Annotated in this window: 21 protein-coding genes; 12 read left to right on the plus strand and 9 right to left on the minus strand. The window is 68.6% G+C overall.

The annotated features are described in order from the left end of the window. Positions 1–100: 100 nt before the first annotated feature. From ACZ6ZD_RS33605 to ACZ6ZD_RS33645, 9 genes are all read left to right on the plus strand, one after another. Positions 101–265 (plus strand): hypothetical protein, encoded by a 165-nt coding sequence (locus ACZ6ZD_RS33605; protein WP_465678254.1) that lies wholly within the window; start codon positions 101–103, stop codon positions 263–265. A 61-nt stretch (positions 266–326) separates the two neighbouring features. Beyond that, positions 327–617 (plus strand): twin-arginine translocase TatA/TatE family subunit, encoded by a 291-nt coding sequence (locus tag ACZ6ZD_RS33610; RefSeq protein ID WP_465678256.1) that lies wholly within the window; start codon positions 327–329, stop codon positions 615–617. Positions 618–638: 21 nt separating this feature from the next. Then, the gene (tatC, locus tag ACZ6ZD_RS33615; protein WP_465678854.1) at positions 639–1,463 is read left to right on the plus strand and encodes a twin-arginine translocase subunit TatC; all 825 of its coding nucleotides are present in this window, start codon (positions 639–641) and stop codon (positions 1,461–1,463) included. After that, the gene (locus ACZ6ZD_RS33620) at positions 1,463–2,335 is read left to right on the plus strand and encodes a diacylglycerol/lipid kinase family protein (protein WP_465678258.1); all 873 of its coding nucleotides are present in this window, start codon (positions 1,463–1,465) and stop codon (positions 2,333–2,335) included. Before tatC ends, ACZ6ZD_RS33620 begins: the two co-directional genes overlap by 1 nt. Before the next feature lie 106 nt (positions 2,336–2,441). Next, positions 2,442–3,260, plus strand: coding sequence for a chitosanase (locus ACZ6ZD_RS33625; RefSeq protein ID WP_465678260.1), 819 nt, complete (start codon positions 2,442–2,444; stop codon positions 3,258–3,260). Between the two features lie 87 nt (positions 3,261–3,347). Further along, complete coding sequence (locus ACZ6ZD_RS33630) at positions 3,348–6,203, plus strand: DEAD/DEAH box helicase (protein ID WP_465678262.1); 2,856 nt, start codon at positions 3,348–3,350, stop codon at positions 6,201–6,203. Then, on the plus strand, positions 6,200–7,447 hold the full coding sequence (locus tag ACZ6ZD_RS33635) for a serine hydrolase domain-containing protein (protein WP_465678264.1): 1,248 nt from the start codon (positions 6,200–6,202) through the stop codon (positions 7,445–7,447). Before ACZ6ZD_RS33630 ends, ACZ6ZD_RS33635 begins: the two co-directional genes overlap by 4 nt. A 49-nt stretch (positions 7,448–7,496) precedes the next feature. After that, positions 7,497–7,970, plus strand: a complete 474-nt coding sequence (locus ACZ6ZD_RS33640) for a GyrI-like domain-containing protein (RefSeq protein WP_465678266.1) — start codon at positions 7,497–7,499, stop codon at positions 7,968–7,970. 32 nt (positions 7,971–8,002) lie between these two features. Further along, positions 8,003–9,028, plus strand: a complete 1,026-nt coding sequence (locus ACZ6ZD_RS33645) for an ArsR/SmtB family transcription factor (protein ID WP_465678856.1) — start codon at positions 8,003–8,005, stop codon at positions 9,026–9,028. A gap of 53 nt (positions 9,029–9,081) precedes the next feature. Here the strand turns inward: ACZ6ZD_RS33645 and ACZ6ZD_RS33650 are convergent, their stop codons facing one another. The 7 genes from ACZ6ZD_RS33650 to ACZ6ZD_RS33680 all read right to left on the minus strand — a co-directional run bounded on the left by ACZ6ZD_RS33650 (position 9,082) and on the right by ACZ6ZD_RS33680 (position 15,974). Continuing rightward, a complete protein-coding gene (locus tag ACZ6ZD_RS33650) occupies positions 9,082–9,981 on the minus strand; it encodes an MBL fold metallo-hydrolase (RefSeq protein WP_465678268.1) in 900 nt (299 codons plus the stop codon). 78 nt (positions 9,982–10,059) lie between these two features. After that, on the minus strand, positions 10,060–10,878 hold the full coding sequence (locus tag ACZ6ZD_RS33655) for a helix-turn-helix domain-containing protein (protein WP_465678270.1): 819 nt from the start codon (positions 10,876–10,878) through the stop codon (positions 10,060–10,062). A gap of 102 nt (positions 10,879–10,980) precedes the next feature. Beyond that, positions 10,981–12,024 (minus strand): FAD-dependent oxidoreductase, encoded by a 1,044-nt coding sequence (locus ACZ6ZD_RS33660; RefSeq protein ID WP_465678272.1) that lies wholly within the window; start codon positions 12,022–12,024, stop codon positions 10,981–10,983. Between the two features lie 66 nt (positions 12,025–12,090). Beyond that, on the minus strand, positions 12,091–12,675 hold the full coding sequence (locus tag ACZ6ZD_RS33665) for a hypothetical protein (protein WP_465678274.1): 585 nt from the start codon (positions 12,673–12,675) through the stop codon (positions 12,091–12,093). Between the two features lie 79 nt (positions 12,676–12,754). Beyond that, entirely contained in the window at positions 12,755–14,251 is a 1,497-nt protein-coding gene (locus tag ACZ6ZD_RS33670; RefSeq protein ID WP_465678275.1) for a precorrin-2 C(20)-methyltransferase, read from the minus strand. Then, entirely contained in the window at positions 14,248–14,883 is a 636-nt protein-coding gene (locus tag ACZ6ZD_RS33675) for a precorrin-8X methylmutase (RefSeq protein ID WP_465678277.1), read from the minus strand. Before ACZ6ZD_RS33675 ends, ACZ6ZD_RS33670 begins: the two co-directional genes overlap by 4 nt. After that, a complete protein-coding gene (locus tag ACZ6ZD_RS33680; protein ID WP_465678279.1) occupies positions 14,877–15,974 on the minus strand; it encodes a precorrin-3B synthase in 1,098 nt (365 codons plus the stop codon). Before ACZ6ZD_RS33680 ends, ACZ6ZD_RS33675 begins: the two co-directional genes overlap by 7 nt. An 85-nt stretch (positions 15,975–16,059) precedes the next feature. Here ACZ6ZD_RS33680 and ACZ6ZD_RS33685 point away from each other — a divergent pair, with 85 nt between their 5' ends. The 3 genes from ACZ6ZD_RS33685 to ACZ6ZD_RS33695 all read left to right on the plus strand — a co-directional run bounded on the left by ACZ6ZD_RS33685 (position 16,060) and on the right by ACZ6ZD_RS33695 (position 18,977). Next, positions 16,060–16,536: a MarR family winged helix-turn-helix transcriptional regulator gene (locus tag ACZ6ZD_RS33685; RefSeq protein WP_465678281.1), complete on the plus strand. Its 477-nt coding sequence runs from the start codon at positions 16,060–16,062 to the stop codon at positions 16,534–16,536. A gap of 31 nt (positions 16,537–16,567) precedes the next feature. Further along, positions 16,568–17,323 (plus strand): precorrin-6A synthase (deacetylating), encoded by a 756-nt coding sequence (gene cobF / locus ACZ6ZD_RS33690; RefSeq protein ID WP_465678283.1) that lies wholly within the window; start codon positions 16,568–16,570, stop codon positions 17,321–17,323. Positions 17,324–17,393: 70 nt separating this feature from the next. Continuing rightward, positions 17,394–18,977, plus strand: a complete 1,584-nt coding sequence (locus ACZ6ZD_RS33695) for a carboxylesterase/lipase family protein (protein ID WP_465678284.1) — start codon at positions 17,394–17,396, stop codon at positions 18,975–18,977. Here ACZ6ZD_RS33695 and ACZ6ZD_RS33700 read toward each other — a convergent pair. Next, a complete protein-coding gene (locus ACZ6ZD_RS33700) occupies positions 18,896–19,516 on the minus strand; it encodes a TMEM175 family protein (protein WP_465678286.1) in 621 nt (206 codons plus the stop codon). The two genes, ACZ6ZD_RS33695 and ACZ6ZD_RS33700, sit on opposite strands and share 82 nt — an antisense overlap. Before the next feature lie 10 nt (positions 19,517–19,526). Further along, positions 19,527–20,936, minus strand: coding sequence for an MFS transporter (locus tag ACZ6ZD_RS33705; protein WP_465678288.1), 1,410 nt, complete (start codon positions 20,934–20,936; stop codon positions 19,527–19,529). Between the last annotated feature and the right edge of the window lie 41 nt (positions 20,937–20,977).

The raw sequence follows: 20,977 nt of genomic DNA on the forward strand, positions 1-20,977 counted from the left end.
CTTTCGCTCCTGTTCGAACACCGAGTTTTACCATCACGTTCCGACACCGGACGCCCCCGTGGACGTGGGTCCGGGCCGGGAAGGGGCTAGGCTCCTGATCATGTACTGGTTCCTGCTCTTCCTGGCAGTGGTGGCGGTGTGGCTCCTGGTCCTCGCCCTGCTGGCGCTGAAGCTGTGGGGTCAGGCCAAGGCGCTGACGCGTGAGTTGGTCGCCGCCCAGTCCAAGCTGGACGCTGCCCAGGCCCCGGATCGCGTCCGGGCGTAGTATTCGCCAGGCAGCTCCTGCGTCAGCCCATGAGTTGAAGTTCTGTGTAAGGGAGACCGAGATGAACCCGCTCATCACAATGCCCTCCGGTGCCGAGTGGCTCATTGTCCTCGCGATCGTCGTCCTGCTCTTCGGATCGACCAAGCTGCCGGCCCTGGTCCGCCAGCTGGGCAAGTCGAAGAAGATCTGGGAGGAAGAGGTCGGCCCCAAGAAGAAGAACGCCGAGCTGACCGACGAGACGAGCGCGCCGCCGGCGCAGGCTCCCGCGCAGCAGGCCCAGGCCCAGGCCCAGCCGAACCAGGCCAACGGCCAGGCGCCCGGCGACGTGCCGCCCAGCCACACGGCCAACTGAGCCGAGTTTCCAGCCTTGACGATGGTGAGGTTCGGGCGACGTAAGGAGAAGAAGGAGCGCCGCCCGAAGGACGAAGAGGGTCGGATGACCCTGCGCGAGCACATTGTCGAGCTCCGCAACCGGTTGGTCATCTCGGTGCTCGCGATCGTCGTGATGACGGTGGTCGGCTACATCTTCTACGATCACGCGCTCGAGTTCCTGAAGAAGCCCTTCGACGAGGGCGTCGCCGACCTGCTCGCCAGCAAGAACGGCGGTAAGCGGCCCGAGCTGACCTTCAACTCGGTGACCTCGCCGTTCACCTTCCAGATCAAGATCTCGCTGGTCTTCGGTCTGGTCCTGGCCAGCCCGATCTGGCTGTACCAGCTGTGGGCCTTCATCGCGCCCGGTCTGCACCGCGGCGAGAAGAAGTGGGCCTACCTGTTCGCGGCGATCGCCACCCCGCTGTTCGCGGCCGGTATCTGGGTCGCCTACTGGACGCTCCCCAAGGGCATCGAGATCCTGATCGGCTTCACCCCGGAGTTCGCGCAGAACCTGATCACCCTGCCCGAGTACCTGGACTTCGTGCTGCGCACGATGCTGGTGTTCGGGATCGCGTTCCTGCTGCCGCTGGTGGTCATCCTGCTGAACCTGGTCGGCGTCGTCCCGGCCGCGGCGCTGTCGAAGTCCCGGCCGTACATCATCATCGGGATCTTCCTGTTCGGCGCGATCGCGACGCCGTCCGGCGACCCGTTCTCGCTGATGTTCCTCGCGGTACCGATGTGCCTGTTGTTCTTCGGGGCCGAGATCATCGCCCAGCTGAACGACCGCCGGAAGCGTCGCCGTACCGAAGCGTTACTGGCCGACTGATGACCCGCAGGATCGCGCTGGTGGTGAACCCCACCAGCGGCAAGGGGCTGGGCGCCCGCGTCGCGCCGGTCGTCCGCGCGCGGCTGGAGTCGGCCGGTCTGAGCGTCGACACCTACGAGACGACCTGCGCCGAGGACGTCGGCCGGATCTCCGCCGACGTGATCGCCTCCGGCGCGGACGCCGTCACGCTGGTCGGCGGCGACGGCACGATCCACCTCGGCGCCCAGGTACTGGCGAAGTCCGGGATGCCGTTCGGCGTCGTCCCGGCCGGCACCGGCAACGACTTCGCGCGCGGCGTCGGCATCCCGCTGAAGGACCCGGCCGCCGCGGCCGACCTGATCGTCGCCGGGAAGACCCGCGCGGTCGACCTGGCCGTGGCCGAGGGCGAGTTCATCACCACCGTCGTGGCCGGCGGCTTCGACTCCCTGGTGAACAAACGCGCCAATGCGATGAGCTGGCCGAAGGGCAACTCCCGCTACACGGTCGCCACCCTCGCCGAGCTGCGCACGTTCTCCCCGCTCGAGTACGTCGTCACCGTCGACGGTGAGGTGATCGAGACCAAGGCCATGCTGGTCGCGGTCGGCACCGGGCCGACGTACGGCGGCGGGCTGCAGATCTGCGCCGGGGCCGAGATCGACGACGGGGTGCTGGACGTCACGATCATCGAGCCGGTGTCCCGGCTGACGCTGCTGCAGCTGTTCCCGAAGCTGTCCAAGGGCACTCACGTCGGCCATCCGGCGGTCCGCACGCTGCGCGGCCGGTCGATCCGGATCGAGTCGCCGGGGATCACGGCGTACGCCGACGGCGAGCCGCTCGGGCCGCTCCCGGTCGACGTCACGATCGCCCCGGGCGCGCTGACCGTCTTCGCGTAGGCCCGCAAAAAACATTTGTTCCCGAACTATTCTCACCTCCGGTCTCCGTCTGATAGTAAAGATTCCTATCAGTTAGTAATCCTTCGGACGCCCCACGGAGGTACAGATGGACTACCGCCCCACGCGCAGAAACGCGCTCCTGCTCGGCCTGAGCCTGGCCGCTGCCCCCGCAGCCGCGACGCTGCTCACCCGCTCCGCGAATGCCGCCGTCCAGGCGGTCAACCTCGACGATCCCGCGAAGAAGGAGATCGCGATGAAGATCGTCTGCAGCGCCGAGAACTCGTCGCTGAACTGGAAGAACTACTACAAGTACATCGAGGACATCGACGACGGCCGCGGCTACACCGCGGGCATCATCGGGTTCTGCTCGGGCACCGGTGACATGCTCGAGCTGGTCGAGCTCTACGCGAACCGCAAGTCCGGCAACATCCTGCAGAAGTACCTCCCGGCCCTGCGCCAGGTGGACGGCAGCGACTCGCACGCCGGGCTCGACCCGAACTACACCCGGGACTGGGCCACCGCCGCGCAGGACTCGGTGTTCCAGCAGTGCCAGAACGACGAGCGCGACCGCGTGTACTTCCGGCCGGCGGTCGCCCAGGGGAAGTCCGATGGCGTCCGCGCCCTCGGGCAGTTCGCGTACTACGACGCGATCGTCATGCACGGTCCCGGGAACGGCGGCACCAGCTTCGGCGGTATCCGCAGTCGCGCGCTGGGCAAGGCGAAGCCGCCGTCCCAGGGTGGTAACGAGACCACCTGGCTGAACGCCTTCCTGGACGCGCGCGTCTGGGCGATGAAACAGGAGGAGGCCCACAGCGACACCAGCCGCGTCGACACCGCGCAGCGCGTCTGGCTCCGCAACGGCAACCTCGACCTGAACACCCCGCTCGACTGGCAGGTCTACGGCGACAGCTACCACATCGGATGAGCCGACCGGCCGGGCTCCACGCGACGTGGGGCCCGGCCGGCGGTAAGTACGTGGGTTTTTGGGGGAGGGGTCGAATAGTGTGGACCCATGAGTACCCCGTCCGAGAAGTACGCCGTTTTCCGCTCGGACCAGGAGCATCCTGCGGTCAAGGAGTTCCGCGGCCTCTACGACTTCGCGCTGGACGAGTTCCAGCTGCGTGCGTGCGCCGCTCTGGAGGACGGGCACCAGGTGCTGGTGGCCGCGCCGACCGGCTCCGGTAAGACGCTGGTCGGCGAGTTCGCCGTCCACCTCGCGCTGCAGCGGGGGCAGAAGTGCTTCTACACGACCCCGATCAAGGCGCTGAGCAACCAGAAGTACTCCGATCTCGTCAGCCGGTACGGCGCCGACAAGGTCGGCCTGCTGACGGGTGACAACTCGATCAACTCCGAGGCCCCGATCGTCGTCATGACGACCGAAGTGCTGCGCAACATGCTGTACGCCGGTTCCAGCACGCTGCTCGGCCTGTCGTACGTCGTGATGGACGAGGTGCACTACCTGGCCGACCGCTCCCGCGGCGCGGTCTGGGAAGAAGTGATCATCCACCTGCCCGACTCGGTCTCGGTCGTCTCGCTGTCGGCGACGGTGAGCAACGCCGAGGAGTTCGGCGACTGGCTGGCGACGGTGCGCGGGAACACGGTCGTCGTGCTGGAGGAGAAGCGGCCGGTGCCGCTGTTCCAGCATGTGATGGTCGGCAAGCGGCTGCACGACCTGTTCGCGGGGGAGACGCCGACGGCGGGGGCCGGCGCGCAGGCGCAGTTCGGCCCGTCGGCCGGCCGGCCGAACCGCTCGGGCAACCCGGCGAAGGCAGCCGGCAAGGGCTCGACGACCGACCTTCGTGATCTGGTGAATCCGCAGCTGGTCAAGATCGCCCGGGACGACAACCGGATCTTCCGCGACGACTCGCGGAAGCCGCGCCGGCGCCGCGACCTGCCGAAGGGCCGGCCGACCCGCTCGCACTTCACGCCGTTCCGCTCGGATGTGGTCGAGGAGCTGGACGCCGGGGCGCTGCTGCCGGCCATCTACTTCATCTTCTCCCGCAAGGGCTGTGAGGACGCGATGCTGCAGTGCCTGCGCTCCGGGCTGCGGCTGACCAAACCGTCCGAGCGCGACGAGATCAAGCGCGTGCTCGCCGAGCGGACCGTCGACCTGCCCGACGAGGACCTCGGCGTCCTCGGGTACCACGATTTCGCCGAGGCGCTCAGCCGGGGCATCGCCGCGCACCACGCGGGCATGCTGGCGGCCTTCAAGGAGGTCGTCGAGGAGCTGTTCGCGCGCGGGCTGATCAAGGTCGTGTTCGCGACCGAGACGCTTGCCCTGGGCATCAACATGCCGGCCCGCACCGTCGTCCTGGAGAAGCTCTCCAAGTGGAACGGCGAGGCCCATGTCGACATCACCCCGGGTGAGTACACGCAGCTGACCGGCCGGGCCGGGCGGCGCGGGATCGACGTCGAGGGGCACGCGGTCGTGCTCTGGCAGCCCGGGTTCGACCCGCGCGCGGTCGCCGGCCTGGCCTCGACCCGGACGTATCCGCTCCGCTCGTCGTTCTCCCCGTCGTACAACATGGCGGTCAACCTGGTCCGCCAGGTCGGGCGGACGCGCGCCCGCGACATGCTCGAGCTGTCGTTCGCGCAGTTCCAGTCCGACCAGGCCGTGGTCGGTCTCGCGCGGCAGGTGCAGCGCAACACCGAGGCCCTCGAGGGGTACAAGGAGTCGATCGACTGCCACCTCGGCGACTTCCTGGAGTACGCCGCGCTGCGCCGCCGGATCGGCGATCGGGAGTCGTCCGGTTCGAAGGCCCGTAAGCAGGACCGGCGGGTCGAGGCGCAGGAGTCGATCGAGAAGCTGCGGATGGGCGACATCATCCGGATCCCGGCCGGCCGCAGCGCGGGCTGGGCGCTGGTGCTCGATCCGGGGATGCGCTCGGAGCGGGAGGGGCCGCGGCCGACCGTCCTGACGCTGGACCGGCAGGTTCGCAAACTGTCGATGATCGACTTCCCGACGCCGGTCGAGGCGATCGGGTCGCTGCGGATCCCGAAGAAGTTCAACGCGCGGAACCCGCAGCAGCGGCGTGAGCTCGCGCAGGTGCTGAGGGTGCGCAGCGACATGCTCGGCGAGGACGGTCCGCCCTCGCGGGCCCGCGGCCGGGACGCCGTCAGCCACGCCGACGACCCGGAGCTGCAGGCGATGCGGGCCGAGCTGCGCGCGCATCCGTGCCACGGCTGCTCCGACCGTGAGGACCACGCCCGCTGGGCCGAGCGGTACTTCCGGCTCGACCGGGAGAACCGCGACGTCCAGCGCAAGATCGAGCAGCGGACGAACACGATCGCCCGCCAGTTCGACCGCGTCTGCCAGGTGCTGGACGCGCTGCACTACCTCGATGGCGACAAGACCACCGAGGCCGGTGACCGGCTGGCCCGGATCTACACCGAGCTCGATCTGGTCGCCGCCGAATGCCTGCGTCAGGGCATCTTCGACGATCTCACCGTCCCCGAGCTGGCCTCGGCGCTGGCCGCGCTGGTCTACGAGTCCCGCTCGAAGGACGAGCCGACCTCACCGCGCCTGCCGCGCGGCGACGTCCGGATCGCGCTGGAGAAGATGGGGCAGATCTGGCGCGAGCTGTCCGCCCTCGAGCGGGACATGCGCGTCGACTTCCTCCGCTCGATGGATCTCGGGTTCTGCTGGGCGGCCTTCCGCTGGTCCTCCGGCGCCTCGCTGGCCGAGGTTCTCTACGAGTCCGACCTCGCCGCGGGGGACTTCGTCCGCTGGACCAAACAGCTCATCGACCTCACCGAACAGGTCGCCGACGCGGCCGGCGACACCCCGCTGCGGAAGACCGCGCGGGCCGTCGTCGAGGAGATCCGCCGCGGCGTCATCTCCTATGCCGCCGTGGTGGACGAATCGTGAGGGAGCTGTCCCGCCGCCGCTTGGGGAAGCTCACGATCGCCACCGGTGCGGCCGCGGCGATCGGGACGGCGGCAGCGGCGTCCGCCGAGGCCGCGACCTGGAAGGTGACCGGTACGGCGGTGCCCGCGCTGGCCGGTTTCGACAACCAGGTCAAGGCATTCATGCAGGCCCGCGGGGTCACCGGCGGGCAGCTCGCGGTCACCTACAAGGGCCGGCTGGTGCTTGCCCGCGGCTACAGCACGAGCGAGACGCTGGCCGTGCAGCCGACGTCCCTGTTCCGGATCGCCAGCCTGTCGAAGTCGCTGACCGCCGCGGCGATCCTGCGCCTCGAACAGGACGGCAAGCTGACGCTCTCGGCCAAGGTGGTCGATCTGCTCGGGATCACCGCGCCCGTCGATCCCCGCTGGTCGAACATCACGCTGTGGCGCCTGCTGCAGCATCTCGGCGGCTGGGACCGTGCCGTCTCCGGCGATCCGAACTTCAAGGACGCCGCGATCGCGCAGGCGCTCGGCGTACCGATGGAGCTGAAGCACGCCGACGTCATCAAGTACATGACCGCCCAGAAGCTGGATGTCGCTCCGGGGGCGAAGTACGCCTACTCGAACTTCGGCTACCTGCTGGCCGGGCGGGTGATCGAGAAGGTCAGCGGGCTGAGCTACGAGGCCTACGTCCAGCAGAAGCTCCTTACGCCGTTGAAGATCAAGCGGATGGCGCTCGGGTGGAGTATCGCGAAGCACAGTGGTGAGCTGTCGTACGAATCGCAGTACACCGGGCGGACCGTTCTCGACATGTCGGGCCAGACGGTCGCATCGCCGTACGGGACCTTCAGCATGCGGACGCAGGATGCGAACGGCGGCTGGATCGCCAGCGCACCGGATCTGGTCCGCTGGGCGAAGATGTTCGACGCGCCAGGCGCCGTACTGAACAGCACGTCGCTCGGTCGCGTCTGGGCCAAGCCGGAGACAGGTGTCGAGCCCGGCGGTGCGTACTACGGCCTTGGCTGGAGCGTGCGTCCCGTGACGACCGGCGGCACCGGCCGAAACACCTGGCACACCGGCAGCCTCCCGGGGACCTCTACTCTGCTCGTCCGCACCTATCACGGGATGAGCTGGGCGGTGCTGTTCAACCGGCGGGACGACCCGTCCGGTAAGCCGTACGGCGATATCGACGCGGCGCTGTGGACGGCGGCCAACGGCGTCACCACTTGGCCCACTCACGACCTCTTCCCGCAGTACTTCGCCTAGACGGTCTAGGTTGAGACTGATTGGTTTCAGCCGAGTGGGAGGTCGTGGGATGCCGGAGATCATCGAGGTGGGGGAGCGGCCGTACGTCGCGCTGCGCGGGACGGTCCGGATGGACGAGATCTCCGCGTTCGCGGATCGGATGCACGAGGTGATCGGCTGGCTGGCGGCGCGGGAGATCGCGCCGAACGACGCGCCGTTCTTCCGGTACGAGGTGGTCGACATGGAGGCCGGGCTCGTGCTGGAGATCGGGTTCCCGGTGGACGACGTCCACAGCGGTGAGGGCGAGATCGTGACCGGCGTGCTGCCGGCCGGGCGGTATGCGAGTGTCGAGCACCACGGCCACCCGGACGGGCTGCTGGAGGCCACCCGCGAGCTGCTGGCCTGGGGCGAGCAGGAGGGCATCGAGTGGGATGCCGTCGGTGACAAGTGGGTGTCACGGCTGGAGATCTACAAGTCTGACCCGCGGGAGGTGCCGAGCATGGCGGACTGGGACACCGAGCTGCAGTTCAAGCTGAAGGACTGACACTGCCTACCGTTCTCGCCGGAGCCGGCCGACTGGCGCCGGAGCGCATTCGGCACGTCGCCTCACCCCTGATCGAGCTCGGCTGCGCACTCCACGTGCTTGCGGCGCCAGGGCATCACGACCGGGCCGAGTGGGCGTCCGGCGTCCCCCTGTCTGTTTCGCTGCGCGAAGAGCTCGCTCAGTGGACGTGGACTGTGCGCGCCGTCCGAGCGCGGTTCTTCGTGACCAGTACGGCGACCGGCGTACCGGCCTGGGAGGACGAGCTGGCCGCGCTGCGCGCCCGTCCGGCGGCGGAGCTGGCTGCTGAGCTGGTGCGGCCACTGCGGGGCCGTCCGCTGAGTAGCCGCGAGGTCGACACGGACGCCGTCCGGCACTGGTCGCGTAGCCGCGGTCCGGAGGTCTACGGGCTGGTCACCGCGCTGCTGGATGCACCTGACGAGCCGGTACGTCGTTTCCTCGACCTGCTCGACTCCTGCTGGGCGACGTGGTTCCACGAGGTCTGGGCCGAGTCACGCGACGCTCTGGCCGCCCGCGGTCGCCAGGACCGTGACCTCGCCGTCCGCGACGGAGTCCTGGCGATGCTGAGCTCACTCGACAGCTCGATCGAAATCCGCGACAGCGACAGCGCCGTCGTCCAGAAGGTCCAGAACAAGCGCGTCGACCTCGCCGACCGCTCCCTCCTCCTCGTCCCCAGCAACCACATCGCCCCGCACCTCTTCCTCGGCGAGATCCCCGGCGAACCCCTCACCCTCATCTACCCCGCCACCGGCCGCGGCCCCGCCGTCCCCTCCGCCGCCCAGCTCCGCGCCCGCCTCGAAGCCCTCTCCGCCCCCGACCGTCTCCAAGTCTGCCGAGCCGTCGCCAGCGAACCCCGCACCGCCGGCGAAATCGCCGCCCTCTGGAACCTCCACCCCACCCAAGTAACCCGCCACCTCAAAGCCCTCACCCGAGCCGGCCTCGTCACCGCCGAACGCCAAGGCCGCTTCGTCACCTACCACCTCAACGAACCCACCCTCCAATCCCTAGGCCCCCACCTCCTAACCCTCATCCTCCGCTAACCACCCCCACCCCCGGCTGTAGTCGCCGGGGGCCTCCTGGGTGGGCGATGGGTTTAGTGGTCCCAGACGGTTGGGACGAAGCGGAAGGCGTTGCCGGCTGGGGCTACGTGGCAGACGGAGGGGAAGGGGAGGTGGGTGGCTACTAGTTGTTCGCCGCTGGCGGCGAGGTCTTGGAGGAGGCGGATGCGGACGCGGGCGGACTCCTCGGGGTCGTGTTCGAAGCCGTTGTACCAGCCGGGGTTGTCGAAGCCGGGCTGGAAGACGGCGTCGCCGGCGAAGGTGAGGCTCTCGCCGCCGGACTCCAGGCGGACGATGCTGTGGCCGGGGGTGTGACCGCCGGTACGCCGGATGAGGACGCCGGGCGCGACTTCGTACTCCGTTTCGAACGGACGGAGCTGGCTGCGGTACATGTCGAGGAAGCGGGCGGCCGTGGTCCGCAGGACTTCGGGGATGGGCGCGGGCATGACGGTGCGCGAGAAGTCGGGCGCCTGCCAGAACTCGGCTTCGGCGGAGGCCAGATGGACCTGTACGTCGGGGCGGAGCCGTCCGCGGAGGCCTTCGACGAGGAGCCCGCCGATGTGGTCCATGTGCAGGTGGGTGAGGATGACGTCGGTGACGGACGCCGGCTCGATTCCGGCGCCGACCAGGCGCAGAGCGAGCTGGCCGGCGCGTGGGAAGCCGGGGAACTCGGTACCGAGGCCGGAGTCGATGAGGATGGTCCGGTCGCCGCTACGGACTACCGCGACGTTGAGCGGCCAGTCGAGCATTTCCGGCGGCAGGAACATCTCGTCGAGCCACGCGGCCAGCTCGGCCGGTGCGGCGTTGGTGGCCATGGTGGTGGCAGTGATCGGCAGGACGCCATCGCTGATCACGAGGACGTCGATGTCGCCGACCTTCAGCGCGTAGCGCGAGGGGACCAGCTCGTCGGGGCGGGTGGGGTTGTTCAAACTCACGTTCAGCTCCTCGGGGATGTGTCGATCGACTGCGTCATCGTCACCGGAGCGGAGCGGGATTGACGGGGTGTGAGACTCCTACCGTTCGGCCAGCTCGCGGAGCGCATGCTCGGTCGTACTGCCAGGCGCGGCCTGGAACACTTTGAGGAGCTGCCAAGGCATGTCGTTCACCGTGAGCGTGTGATACGCCAGATCGAGCCGTCCGACCACAGGGTGCCGAATGCGCATGACCTCGTACTTCGTCCGGCGTACCTCGTGTTGCGCCCACAGCCGCGCGAACTCGGGGCTCTCGTCCGACAGCTCCTCGATGACTGCCTGCCGACGCAGAGGCGAGTCGGGTGCGGCGGCTCGCAGTGCTGCGACACCGCGGCTGGCCACGATCGGCCAATCGACGAAGAACTCGCGCGCCTGCGGGTCGAGGAAGGTGAACAGCAGCAGGTTCGGCCGCGGCCCTGCGGGTGCGTAGAGCGCCTGGCCGAGCGGATTGGCGATGAGGATGTCCAGCGCCGAGCTGACGACCAACGCAGGGGTGTCCGCCCAGGCCGTCAGCAGCCGCGCGAGATTCGGGTCAACCACCTCGGATCCGAAGCCGACATGCGCTGGCGGCGGATGAGCGAGCTGGTGCAGATGTTCCGTCGCTTCGGCGTCCAGCTGCAGTACCTCGGCCAGCGCCGCAAGGACGCGATGCGACGGACTACGCTCGCGCCCCTGCTCCAGCCGCGCAAGATAGTCCGTGCTGATACCCGCAAGCGTCGCCAGGTCGTCCCGCCGCAGCCCAGCCGTACGCGTACTCCGTGGTCCGGCGAGACCGACGTCCGCAGGGCTCAGCAAGTCCCGCCGAGCCCTGATGAACTCCCCAAGTCGGTTCCCCGCCGCCTCGTCTACGGCCGCCCCCAATGCGCTTCGAGCAGTACAACAGGCACAGCTGGCTCCTTGTGGTCAGGACGGGTACGTCGTCAACAGGGAGACAGGGCGGGGTGGGTGGGTGTGACGGGTGGGTCAGGGGTTGAGGAGGGTGCGGAGGGCTCGGGCGGCGGTGAAGCCGGCTCGGTTGGCGCCGATGGTGGAGGCGGAGGGGCCGTAGCCGATGAGGTGGATGCGGGGGTCGAGGGTGGTGGCGGTGGAGGTCATGCGGATGCCGCCGGAGGGCTCGCGGAGGTGGAGCGGGGCGAGGTGGGCCAGGTCGGAGCGGAAGCCGGTGGCCCAGAGGATGGTGTCGATGTGTTGGTGGCGGCCGTCGGGCCAGGTGGGGCCGTCTGGTGTCAGGCGGGCGAACATGGGGAGGCGGGTGTACACGCCGCGGTCCCAGGCGGACTGTTCTTGTGGGCGCAGGTGCAGGCCGGTGACGCTGACAACGCTCCGCGGCGGGAGGCCGGCGCTGACGTGCTCTTCGACCTTGGCGATGATCTTTCGGCCCAGCTCGGGGGTGAACTCCTCGTCGTTGTGCCACTCCGGCGGCCGACGCGTCACCCAGGTCGTCGACGCCACTGCAGAGATTTCGGCCAGCAGCTGGACGGCGGACGCGCCACCGCCGACCACGAGCACCTCCTGGCCTGCCAGCTCCGCCGCACCGCGGTAGTCCGCTGTGTGCAGCTGACGCCCGGCGAAGGTCTCAATGCCCGGGTACCACGGAATGAACGGCCGATCCCACGTCCCCGTTGCGTTCACGATCGCGGCCGTCCGGTACGTCGTACTGTCCGTGCGGACCTCGAAGCCGCCGTCGATCCGCTGCACGCTCTCGACCGCGACCGGCCGCAGTACCGGCAGCTCGAACCGCTTCTCGTACTCCGCGAAGTACGACGGCACAAACACGTTCGCTCGCTCAGAATCCGCGGACTCCGGTACGGACGTGCCAGGCAGGTTCGCAATGCCGTGGACGTCGTGCATGGTCAGCGAGTCCCAGCGGTGCTGCCACGCGCCACCCGGTGCGGCGTTCCGGTCCAGTACGACGACCTTGTCGTACGGCGCGAACCCCATCCGCACCAGGTGGTAGGCGGCCGACAGCCCAGCCTGTCCGGCTCCGATCACCACGACGTCGAGCATGTCAGGCACAACGCCGCCCGCCCCGAACCTCTTCCCGCAGTGGCGCCTCAGCTCAGGGAGAGAGGTTCAGAGCAGGCGGTCGATCTTGTCGTGGTACCGCTGGCCGGCCTTGCCGCCGATGACGGCAGTCAGCAGTGTGACGACCAGCATCGCCGCAGTGGCCAGCACACCGCCGGTAGTCATCGCCTCGGTGGACAGTGCGATGTCAGGACGGCGTACGTCGCTCAGCCAGTCGTACTGGCTGTTCAGCAGCGCACCGGCGCCAGCCGCGAGTACTAGTACCAGTAGCGCGACCATCCAGACGCCGAAGCCGTTGCGGGCGCCGTCGAAGCGAGCCAGGCGTCCGGCGACGTATCCGCCGCTGTAGAAGGCCACACCCATCACGACAATCGCCATGGTGGCTGCGGTGATCCCGGCGGCTGCGGGCTGTGCAGCAGCGTCACCGCGGCGGTAGTCGAGGATCTCCGCAGTCAGCGCGGCCACCGCGGAGACGGCTGCGGACAGCAGCACGCCCATCGCGATCGCGATCAGCCAGCCGAAGAAGGCTGCACCGAACTTGAACCCTCGGTAGACCAACAGCTCGTTGTCGGTCGCCGGCTCCGTGTCCGCTGCGACGATCGGTCGCTCCGGGACGGTCGTGACGTTGCTCATCGTCCGATCTCCTCACAGGTCAGCTTCCCCGCGACCAGTACCCGCCTGTGGTCGACCTGACACCGTGAGCGCGACAGATTTAACCTGGATAGCGACGCGGGGTGAAGACCAGCGGCCCGGCTGCTCGCTGGACCGTGCGCGTCTGCGAGGAGCCGATCAGCAGCAGACACCGCATGTCGACAGTCTCCGGATCCAGCTCACCCAGCGTCGTCACGGTAACCGTTTCACGCGCTCCGCCGACAGCACGCCCTACTACAACAGGCGTTTCGGCGGACCGATGCTCCAGCAGCAGGTCACGCGTTGCAGCGACCTGCCAGGTGCGTGTCTTCGAAGCAGGGTTGTAGATCGCGATTGCCAGGTCCGCCGCGGCAGCCGCGCTCAACCGCTGCGCGATCACCTCCCACGGCTTGAGCCGGTCGGACAGCGACAGCACACAGAAGTCGTGTCCAAGTGGCGCACCGACCCGGCTGGCCACCGCCTGCGCCGCGGTCATCCCAGGAAGGACCTGTACGGCGATGTCCGCGTACTCCGGCTCAGACGCGACCTCTGTCACCGCACTGGCCATTGCGAACACACCCGGGTCACCGGACGAGACCACGACCACTCTGGATCCCTTGCGAGCCAGGTCGAGCGCAAACGCGGCCCGCTCGGACTCCACCCGGTTGTCCGACCCGTGCTTGCGCTGTCGCGCCCGGTCCGGCAGGCGGTCGACGTACGGGCCGTAGCCGATCAGATCGTCCGCACCGGCGATCGCTGCGCGCACCTCCGGCGTCATCCACTCCGGCCCGGCCGGGCCGAGCCCTACGACCGTCACCGACCCCTCGACTGCAGTTGCAACAGTCGGAGCCGAGTGCGTGTTGTTGATCGGGCTCGGCAGCAACGCGAGCGAAAAGTACGGGACGTCGTCCGGATCGACATCTGTCAGCGGAGCGGTTCGCTGCGCTGAGGTGGTCGCGCGTTCGACGTACCAGGCCTCGTCGGCGCGGCCTGCCAGCTCGAAGGCCTCACGGACGTTGGCGAACGTTCGGCCGAGCTTCATCACCGCAGCGGCGTCCGTGTTCCGAAGTCGCTCAGCCAGGACATCCGGCGGCAGCGTCCCCGGCAGCACCGTCAGCACTTCGTCCCGCTCACAGAGCGGCCGTCCCAGGACGGCGGCCGCGGCACTCACCGAAGTCACACCCGGAACCACCTCACACGGGTAGCGATCGGCCAACCGCTTGTGCATGTGCATATAGGAGCCGTAGAACAACGGGTCGCCTTCAGCCAGTACGACGACGTCACGCCCCGCATCGAGGTGTGCAGCGAGCCGGGCGGCGCAGTCGGTGTAGAAGTCGTCCATGGCGCCCTGATAGCCGCCTGGGTGGTCAGTGGTCTCGGTAGTCAGCGGGTAGACCAGGTGCTCCTCGATCTGTCCGTCCCGCAGGTACGGCGCGGCTACCGAGCGCGCGATGCTCCGGCCGTGCCGCGCGCTGTGGAACGCGATCACGTCCGCAGCGCCGATCAGCCGGGCCGCCTTGACCGTTACGAGTTCAGGGTCGCCCGGTCCGAGCCCGACACCCCACAGCTGTCCGGTCACTCTTCCTCACTCGCAATCGCATTGACGGCCGCAGCGGTGATCGCACTGCCACCACGACGACCCCGGACCACCAGATACTCCAGCCCAAGCGTGTTGGCGGCCAGCGCCTCTTTGGACTCCGCAGCGCCAATGAAACCAACCGGAATGCCCAGGACGGCGGCCGGCCGCGGCGCGCCCGCTGCGATCAGCTCAAGCAGCCGGAACAGCGTTGTCGGCGCATTGCCCACTGCAACGACCGCACCGGCCAGATGGTCGAGCCACAGGTCGACAGCGGCCGCGCTGCGAGTTGTCTCGAGCTGCTGAGCCAGCTCGGGGACACCCGGCTCGCTGAGCGTGCAGATCACCTGGTTGTCTGCGGGCAGTCTGCGCCGGGTGATGCCGGCCGCCACCATCTGTGCATCGCACAGGATCGGCGCACCGCCTTGAAGGGCCGCACGCGCGTTCTTGACCACGCCGTCCGACCAGGCCAGGTCGGCGACCAGATCGGTCATGCCGCAGGCGTGGATCATCCGGACGGCGACCTGCGCGACGTCGGCCGGCAGCTCATCGAGCGCGGCCTCGGCCCGGATGGTCGCGAACGACCGCCGGTAGATCTCCGCGCCGTCGCGCACGTACTCGAACCCGCTCACCACTGCTCCCTCGGTTCCCCGTCGACCAGATATCCGTTGCCCACAGCAAGTACGTCGACGAAGTCGCCGACCGGCTTGCCGCACCGGCGCTCACAGCCCGACCAGTGCATCCGTCGTCCGTCCCGGGCCAGCCGCGGCAGGATGCGCCGCGCATCGGCCCGGACGTCGGCCAGCGCCTTGGCGCACCCCGGTCGGCCTGCACACGCTGTCACACCGTTCCACGGCGAGTTAGCGGTTGTGACTAACCCGACAGCTGCCAACGACTCAACATCGACTGCGGGAATCACGACAGAACGCCATGGCGTCACCCGAATCCACGCAGCGTGCTCAGCAAGCGCCACCGCCTGCTCCTGAGCGAGTGAACCCAGCGGAACGGTCACCGCCAGTGCACCGCCATACGCACCGGCCGCAACCGGCAGTCCGCGCACCGGCTGTTCGCTACCGGGCAGCAGACCGAGCCGCTCGAAGATGCGGCTTGCGCCGTCAACCACCTCGGCGATCCGCCACTCCTGCGCGTCCCGTACCGCCAGAAACGCTGCAGCGGCGTCCAGCAGAACTTCGACTGCGTTCTCCCAGGCCACCCGCACGCTGAGCGTTCCGATGCACAGCAAGGCCTCAGAAGCGTCGATGGCCTGCAGCAGCACGTCTGCGCCGAGCTGCGCCAGATCGCCACGTCCGTCGTCCACTGCGAACAAGAACCGCCCAGGCAGCCCGGCCAGCTCAGGCCGCGCGCAGAGCGCCCGGTCCAGCGCTAGGGCCACCGGAAGTACGTCGTGCCGGCCGTCGAGCCCGGACAGCGGTGAGGCGAGGATGTTGCGGACTCGCTCGTGCTCCAGCGACGGTAGTAGGCCGGCTGCAAACAGCCGGTCCGACAGCTCGCGTGGTCCGTCTGGTCGCAGCGCCCGAACCTGAAGGTTTCCGCGCGACGTCAGCTCCAGTCTGCCGTCGCCGAGCTCGGCACTCGCCAGCCGCAGCACCTCGAGCTGCGTCACACTCAGCAACCCTCCAGGCACTCGAACCCGAGCCAGCCCGCCATCGGCCGCCTGGTGCACTGCCAGCACACCCGGGCACCGGTCGCTCTCGGTCCTCGCCACACGCCGATGCTACGTCCCGAGCGCGGAGGTGATGATCTGACGCGGGATGATCCGGTGCGGGATGATCCCGAGCTACCCTCGACAGATGGCGAGTATGCGGACGGTTCCTGATCTCACCGGCTACCTGAACCATGCTGGGCATGTGCTGGAGACCCAGCTGCACGCGGCGCTGGCCGAGATCGGGTTGACCACGCGCATGCAGTGCGTGCTGGGCCACGCGCTGGAGGCGGAGCGGACGCAGATCCAGCTCGCCGAGCTGTCGTACCTGGACAAGACCACGATGGTGGTCACCGTCGACGCGCTGGAGAAGGCGGGGTACGCCGAGCGCAAGCCGTCGGCCACGGACCGGCGGGCGCGGATCGTGTCGGTGACCGAGGCCGGCGCCAAGCTGGCGCGGGAGGGGCAGGCGATCGTCGACCGCGTGCACCGGGAGACGCTCGCGGCCCTCGCAGCGGACCAGCAGGCGCCGTTCGTGGCGGCTCTGGAGACGCTGGTCGACGGCCACCTGGCCACGCCGGTCGAGGCGCAGCCCGTGCGCCGTGGGCGGCAGCGGGCCGGCTGAGCCCACTGCCTGGTGACATAGGCTGCCGCGCATGCGGGAGATCGTGGTGATCGGGATCGGGGCCGGTGATCCGGACCAGGTCACGCTGCAGGCCGTCAAAGCGCTCGGCCGGGCGGACGTGTTCTTCGTACTGGACAAGGGCGACGTCAAGCAGGAGCTGGTCGACCTGCGGACGGAGATCCTGAGCCGGCACGCGACCGGTACGCATCGGGTAGTGGTCGGCCGCGACCCCGAGCGGGACCGGACGACGTCGGCGTACGTCGAAGCGGTGGACGACTGGCGCCGCCGCCGGGCCGACGTCTGCGCGGAGCTGATCGCGGCCAACCTCGGCCCGGACGACGTGGGCGCGTTCCTGGTGTGGGGCGACCCGTCGCTCTACGACAGCACGCTGGCGATCCTCGACGACATCCTGGCTCGTGGCGAGCAGACCTTCGCCGTAGAGGTCATTCCGGGCATCAGCAGCGTCTCGACGCTCGCCGCCCGGCACCGGGTCCCACTGAACCAGGTCGGCCGCCCGGTCCAGATCACCACCGGACGCCGGCTGGCGCAGGCCTGGCCGGACGGCGTGGACGACGTCGTCGTCATGCTGGACGCACAGACCGCCTTCACCGCCCACACCGACCAGGACGCCGACATCTACTGGGGTGCCTACCTCGGGACGCCGGACGAGCTTCTGATCGCCGGACCGGTCAGCGAGGTCGCACCGGAGATCGAAAAGGTCCGCGCCGAGGCCCGCGACCGCAAGGGCTGGATCATGGACACCTACCTGTTGAGGCGCCGCAGTTAGACCAAAGGCGGTGGCGGCCTGACCGTCCGGCCGAAGCCGCCGACAGCTACTCCGGCCGAGGCTGTCAGGTATGAAACTCCTGACAGCATTCGCAGTCATCCCACTGCTGCTTCCCGGTAGCGCCCCACACCCGGACGACGTCGTCCAGACGGACGCCGGTCAGGTGCGCGCGAAATCCGTCGGCCAGGCCCGCGTGTACGACGGCATCCCGTACGCCGCTCCACCGGTCGGAAAGCTCAGGTGGCAGGCTCCGCAGCCGGTGCGGCCGTGGGACGGCGTCCGCGAGTCGAAACTTGGCAATCCGTGCCCGCAGCAGCCCAACTCCGAAGTACCCAAGGGCTCCAGCGTCGAGGACTGTCTGTACCTCAACGTCACCACGCCGGCGGCGAAGGCGAGCAAACCGCGCGCAGTCCTGGTCTGGTTCCCAGGCGGCGGGTTCTTCGAGGGTGCGGGTAACAGCTACGAGGCATCGAAGCTGGCGAGCCGCGGTGACGTCGTGGTGGTCACGGTCAACTACCGGCTGGGGATCTACGGCTTCTTCGGCTACCCGGGCCTGCCTGGGTCCGGAACGTTCGGACTGCAGGACCAGCAGGCCGCACTGCGCTGGGTGCAGCGCAATGCGCGCGCCTTCGGTGGCGACCCGCGGAACGTAACGATCGCGGGGGAGTCCGCTGGCGGCATGAGCGTCTGCGCTCAGCTGACCGCACCGGCCTCAGCAGGCCTGTACAGCAAGGCGATCATGCAGAGCGGCTCATGTGCCTTCGACTGGCCGGCCAACAGTCAGTACCCGGGCCAGGCTGCCGACTCCTTCTGGCACCCGGTTCGTCAGGTCGAGGCCGACGGTAAGGAGTGGGCTGCGGCGAAGCGACCCGAGCTGGCCTGCAAACCCGGTCAGTCCACGCTCGACTGCCTTCGGGCGACGAAATCCGACGTACTGCTCGCTGAGACGATGCAGTTCACTCAGAGCGCGTACGGCAGCGCGGTGCTGCCGCTGAGCCCGGCGAAGGCGCTGCGGGCCGGGCTGTTCCACCGGGTACCGATCATCTCCGGCAACAACCAGGATGAGGCGACGCCGTGGCTGGCCGCGTTCGGTGAGATCAAGGACTACCCGAAGCTGGTCACCGACATGGTCGGCGCCGAACAGGCAGCGAAAGTACTGCGGGAGTACCCGCTCGACCGCTACGAGTCGCCGGCGGCCGCGTGGGCCGCAGTCACCACAGACCGGATCTGGTCGTGCACGCAGGTCGCCAGCAGCAAGCAGGCGGCCCGCAAGGTGCCGGTGTACGCCTACGAGTTCGCCGATCAGCACTCACCACTCAGCCAGCCCGGACAGGGCGCTGCACACGCAGTCGAGTTGCCCTACCTCTTCCGGCTTGGCGGCCACGACTTTCCGCTCACTGCGACGCAGCAGCGTCTGTCGGACCAGATGATCGACTACTGGACGGCGTTCGTCCGTACCGGTAACCCGAATGGGCCGGGCCGGCCGCAGTGGTTGCCCAGTGCACCTAAAGGCCTTTCGCTGGCTCCGACCGACCAGACCGGCATTCGGCCGGTCGATCTGAGCCAGGAACATCACTGCGACTTCTGGGCCGGACTCACTCGATCGAGCACCCGCATCAGCACCGGCGACAGCAGGAGCAGCAGCAACGCGTAGAACGTCACACCTGGGACGAACGCGGCCAGCAGGAAGGCCAGCAGCGTCAGCCCGGTCAGCACGAAGCTGTTCCGCAGCTCTCGCCCGCTGACCGGGTCGTCCGGGTTCTCGAGCTCGCGATGGCCGCTGATCAACCAGGCGAGCGCGGTCTGACAGCTGCTGAGCAGCAGGATCCCGCCGGCGTAGAAGCCGGCCGTGAACTGGTCGCCCTTGTAGGCGCCGACGATCTCGGTCGGGAACGGCAGGATCACGATCGCCAGCAGCCACAGCAGGTTGAGCCGCAGGATGACCGAGTTGTAGGCGCGGACGTGCTCGAAGACCCGGTGGTGGGCGAGCCAGAAGTTCGCGATCACCGCGAAGCTGAGCAGGAACGAGAAGATCTGCGGCTTGTGCTCGGTGACCACCTCGACCGCCGTCAGCCCCTCGGCCCGGGACTCCGTGACCACCTCGACCAGCGGCAGGATCAGCAGCGTGATCGCGATCGCCACGACGGCGTCGGTGAACAGGATCAGCCGGTCCGGATTCCGTGTTCTACTCACGGCCGACAGACTAACTCCGGCGCAGCAGTGTCACCGTCAGCAGGAGACCCGTGGCGACGAATCCGGCGGCTGCGATCCACGCAACGCCGTACCCGTCGCGGAGCGCTGACAGGTCGCCCGCACCCGCCGACAGCCGGTCAGAAGTGGTCGCTGCGGCCAGAGTGGCCAGTACGGCGGTGCCGACCGCGGCCCCGGCCTGCTGTGCCGTGTTGGTGACGCCAGAGAGCAGACCGGCGTCACCGGCAGAGGCCTCGGACATGGCGAGCATGATGGCGGCCGGAATGGCCACACCGACCCCCGCGCCCATGACTGCGAGCACCGGTGCGACGTTGACGACGTACGTCCCGTCCACTGGTGCCTGGCTCAACCAGAGCAGCGCCAGCGCGAAGGCGACCAAGCCGCCGACCAGTACCCGGTGCGCGCCGAACCGGACGGTCAGCCGTGGCCCGAGTGACAGGGACATCAGTGCGTTGAGGATCGGCGCCGGCAGGAACGCGAGGCCGGTCGACAACGAGTCGTAACCGAGTACTCGCTGCAGATAGAGCGCAGTGGTGAACTGGAAGCCGAAACCGGCCGCGAACAGCAGCATGACCACCACGTTGGCCACCGTCACCTGACGGCTACGGAAGACTCGCAGCGACAGCAGAGGGTTGGCTACGCGGGCCTGACGGATAACGAACGCGGTCAGCAACCCGATGGCCAGCGCAGTCAGCACCAGGGTGCGCGGCAGCTCAGTGTGCGGCTCAGCGAGCTGAACGATCGTGTAGACCGCGACAGACAGTCCGGCAGTGACCAGCGCGGCTCCGAGGACGTCAGCGCCCTTGCCGAGGCCGAGCCCGGGTTGGCGGCGCAGCAAGCGCAGTGCGAAGCCGACCGCGGCCAGACCGATCGGAACGTTGATCAAGAACGCCCAGTGCCAGCCGATGGTCTCAGTGATGACACCGCCGAAGATGAGCCCGATCGAGGCGCCGCTGGCCGAGGTGAAGCTGTAGATGCCCATTGCTCGCGCCTGCTCACCAGGAGCGGGGAACAGACCGACGATCATCCCGAGGATGACTGCCGAGGCCAGTGCGCCGCCGACGCCTTGCAGGAAGCGCCCTGCGATCAGCAGCTCGGCACTACCGGCGACACCGCACAGCAGTGAGGCGGCTGTGAACAGTCCGAGCCCGGCGATGAACACCTGCCGTCCGCCGACCAGGTCGCCCAGCCGCCCGGCGAGCAGTAGTAGGCCGGCGAAGGCGATCAGGTAGGAGTTCATCACCCAGGCCAGCCCGGCGTCCGAGAAACCCAGCTCCTGCTGGATCGTCGGCAGCGCGACCGTCACCACGGTCCCGTCCAGGATGATCATCAGCTGCATCACGCACAGCACGACCAGGGCCTGCATCCGCCCGGTCGCCGGTACCGCATCGGTCGTCGTCATGGGTGTGACCATAACAGATAGTTCGATAACAGACGATCTCT

The sequence above is a fragment of the Kribbella sp. NPDC104218 genome, assembly GCF_055584105.1.

Excerpts from the sequence above, each read along its gene's own strand:
- ACZ6ZD_RS33605 (WP_465678254.1), top strand. The coding sequence starts at position 101 with ATGTACTGGTTCCTGCTCTTCCTGGCAGTGGTGGCGGTGTGGCTCCTG.
- ACZ6ZD_RS33630 (WP_465678262.1), top strand. The coding sequence starts at position 3,348 with ATGAGTACCCCGTCCGAGAAGTACGCCGTTTTCCGCTCGGACCAGGAG.
- tatC (WP_465678854.1), top strand. The coding sequence starts at position 639 with ATGGTGAGGTTCGGGCGACGTAAGGAGAAGAAGGAGCGCCGCCCGAAG.
- ACZ6ZD_RS33685 (WP_465678281.1), top strand. The coding sequence starts at position 16,060 with ATGGCGAGTATGCGGACGGTTCCTGATCTCACCGGCTACCTGAACCAT.
- ACZ6ZD_RS33665 (WP_465678274.1), bottom strand. The coding sequence starts at position 12,675 with ATGAGCAACGTCACGACCGTCCCGGAGCGACCGATCGTCGCAGCGGAC.
- ACZ6ZD_RS33625 (WP_465678260.1), top strand. The coding sequence starts at position 2,442 with ATGGACTACCGCCCCACGCGCAGAAACGCGCTCCTGCTCGGCCTGAGC.
- ACZ6ZD_RS33610 (WP_465678256.1), top strand. The coding sequence starts at position 327 with ATGAACCCGCTCATCACAATGCCCTCCGGTGCCGAGTGGCTCATTGTC.
- ACZ6ZD_RS33640 (WP_465678266.1), top strand. The coding sequence starts at position 7,497 with ATGCCGGAGATCATCGAGGTGGGGGAGCGGCCGTACGTCGCGCTGCGC.
- cobF (WP_465678283.1), top strand. The coding sequence starts at position 16,568 with ATGCGGGAGATCGTGGTGATCGGGATCGGGGCCGGTGATCCGGACCAG.
- ACZ6ZD_RS33705 (WP_465678288.1), bottom strand. The coding sequence starts at position 20,936 with ATGACGACGACCGATGCGGTACCGGCGACCGGGCGGATGCAGGCCCTG.
- ACZ6ZD_RS33620 (WP_465678258.1), top strand. The coding sequence starts at position 1,463 with ATGACCCGCAGGATCGCGCTGGTGGTGAACCCCACCAGCGGCAAGGGG.
- ACZ6ZD_RS33660 (WP_465678272.1), bottom strand. The coding sequence starts at position 12,024 with ATGCTCGACGTCGTGGTGATCGGAGCCGGACAGGCTGGGCTGTCGGCC.
- ACZ6ZD_RS33695 (WP_465678284.1), top strand. The coding sequence starts at position 17,394 with ATGAAACTCCTGACAGCATTCGCAGTCATCCCACTGCTGCTTCCCGGT.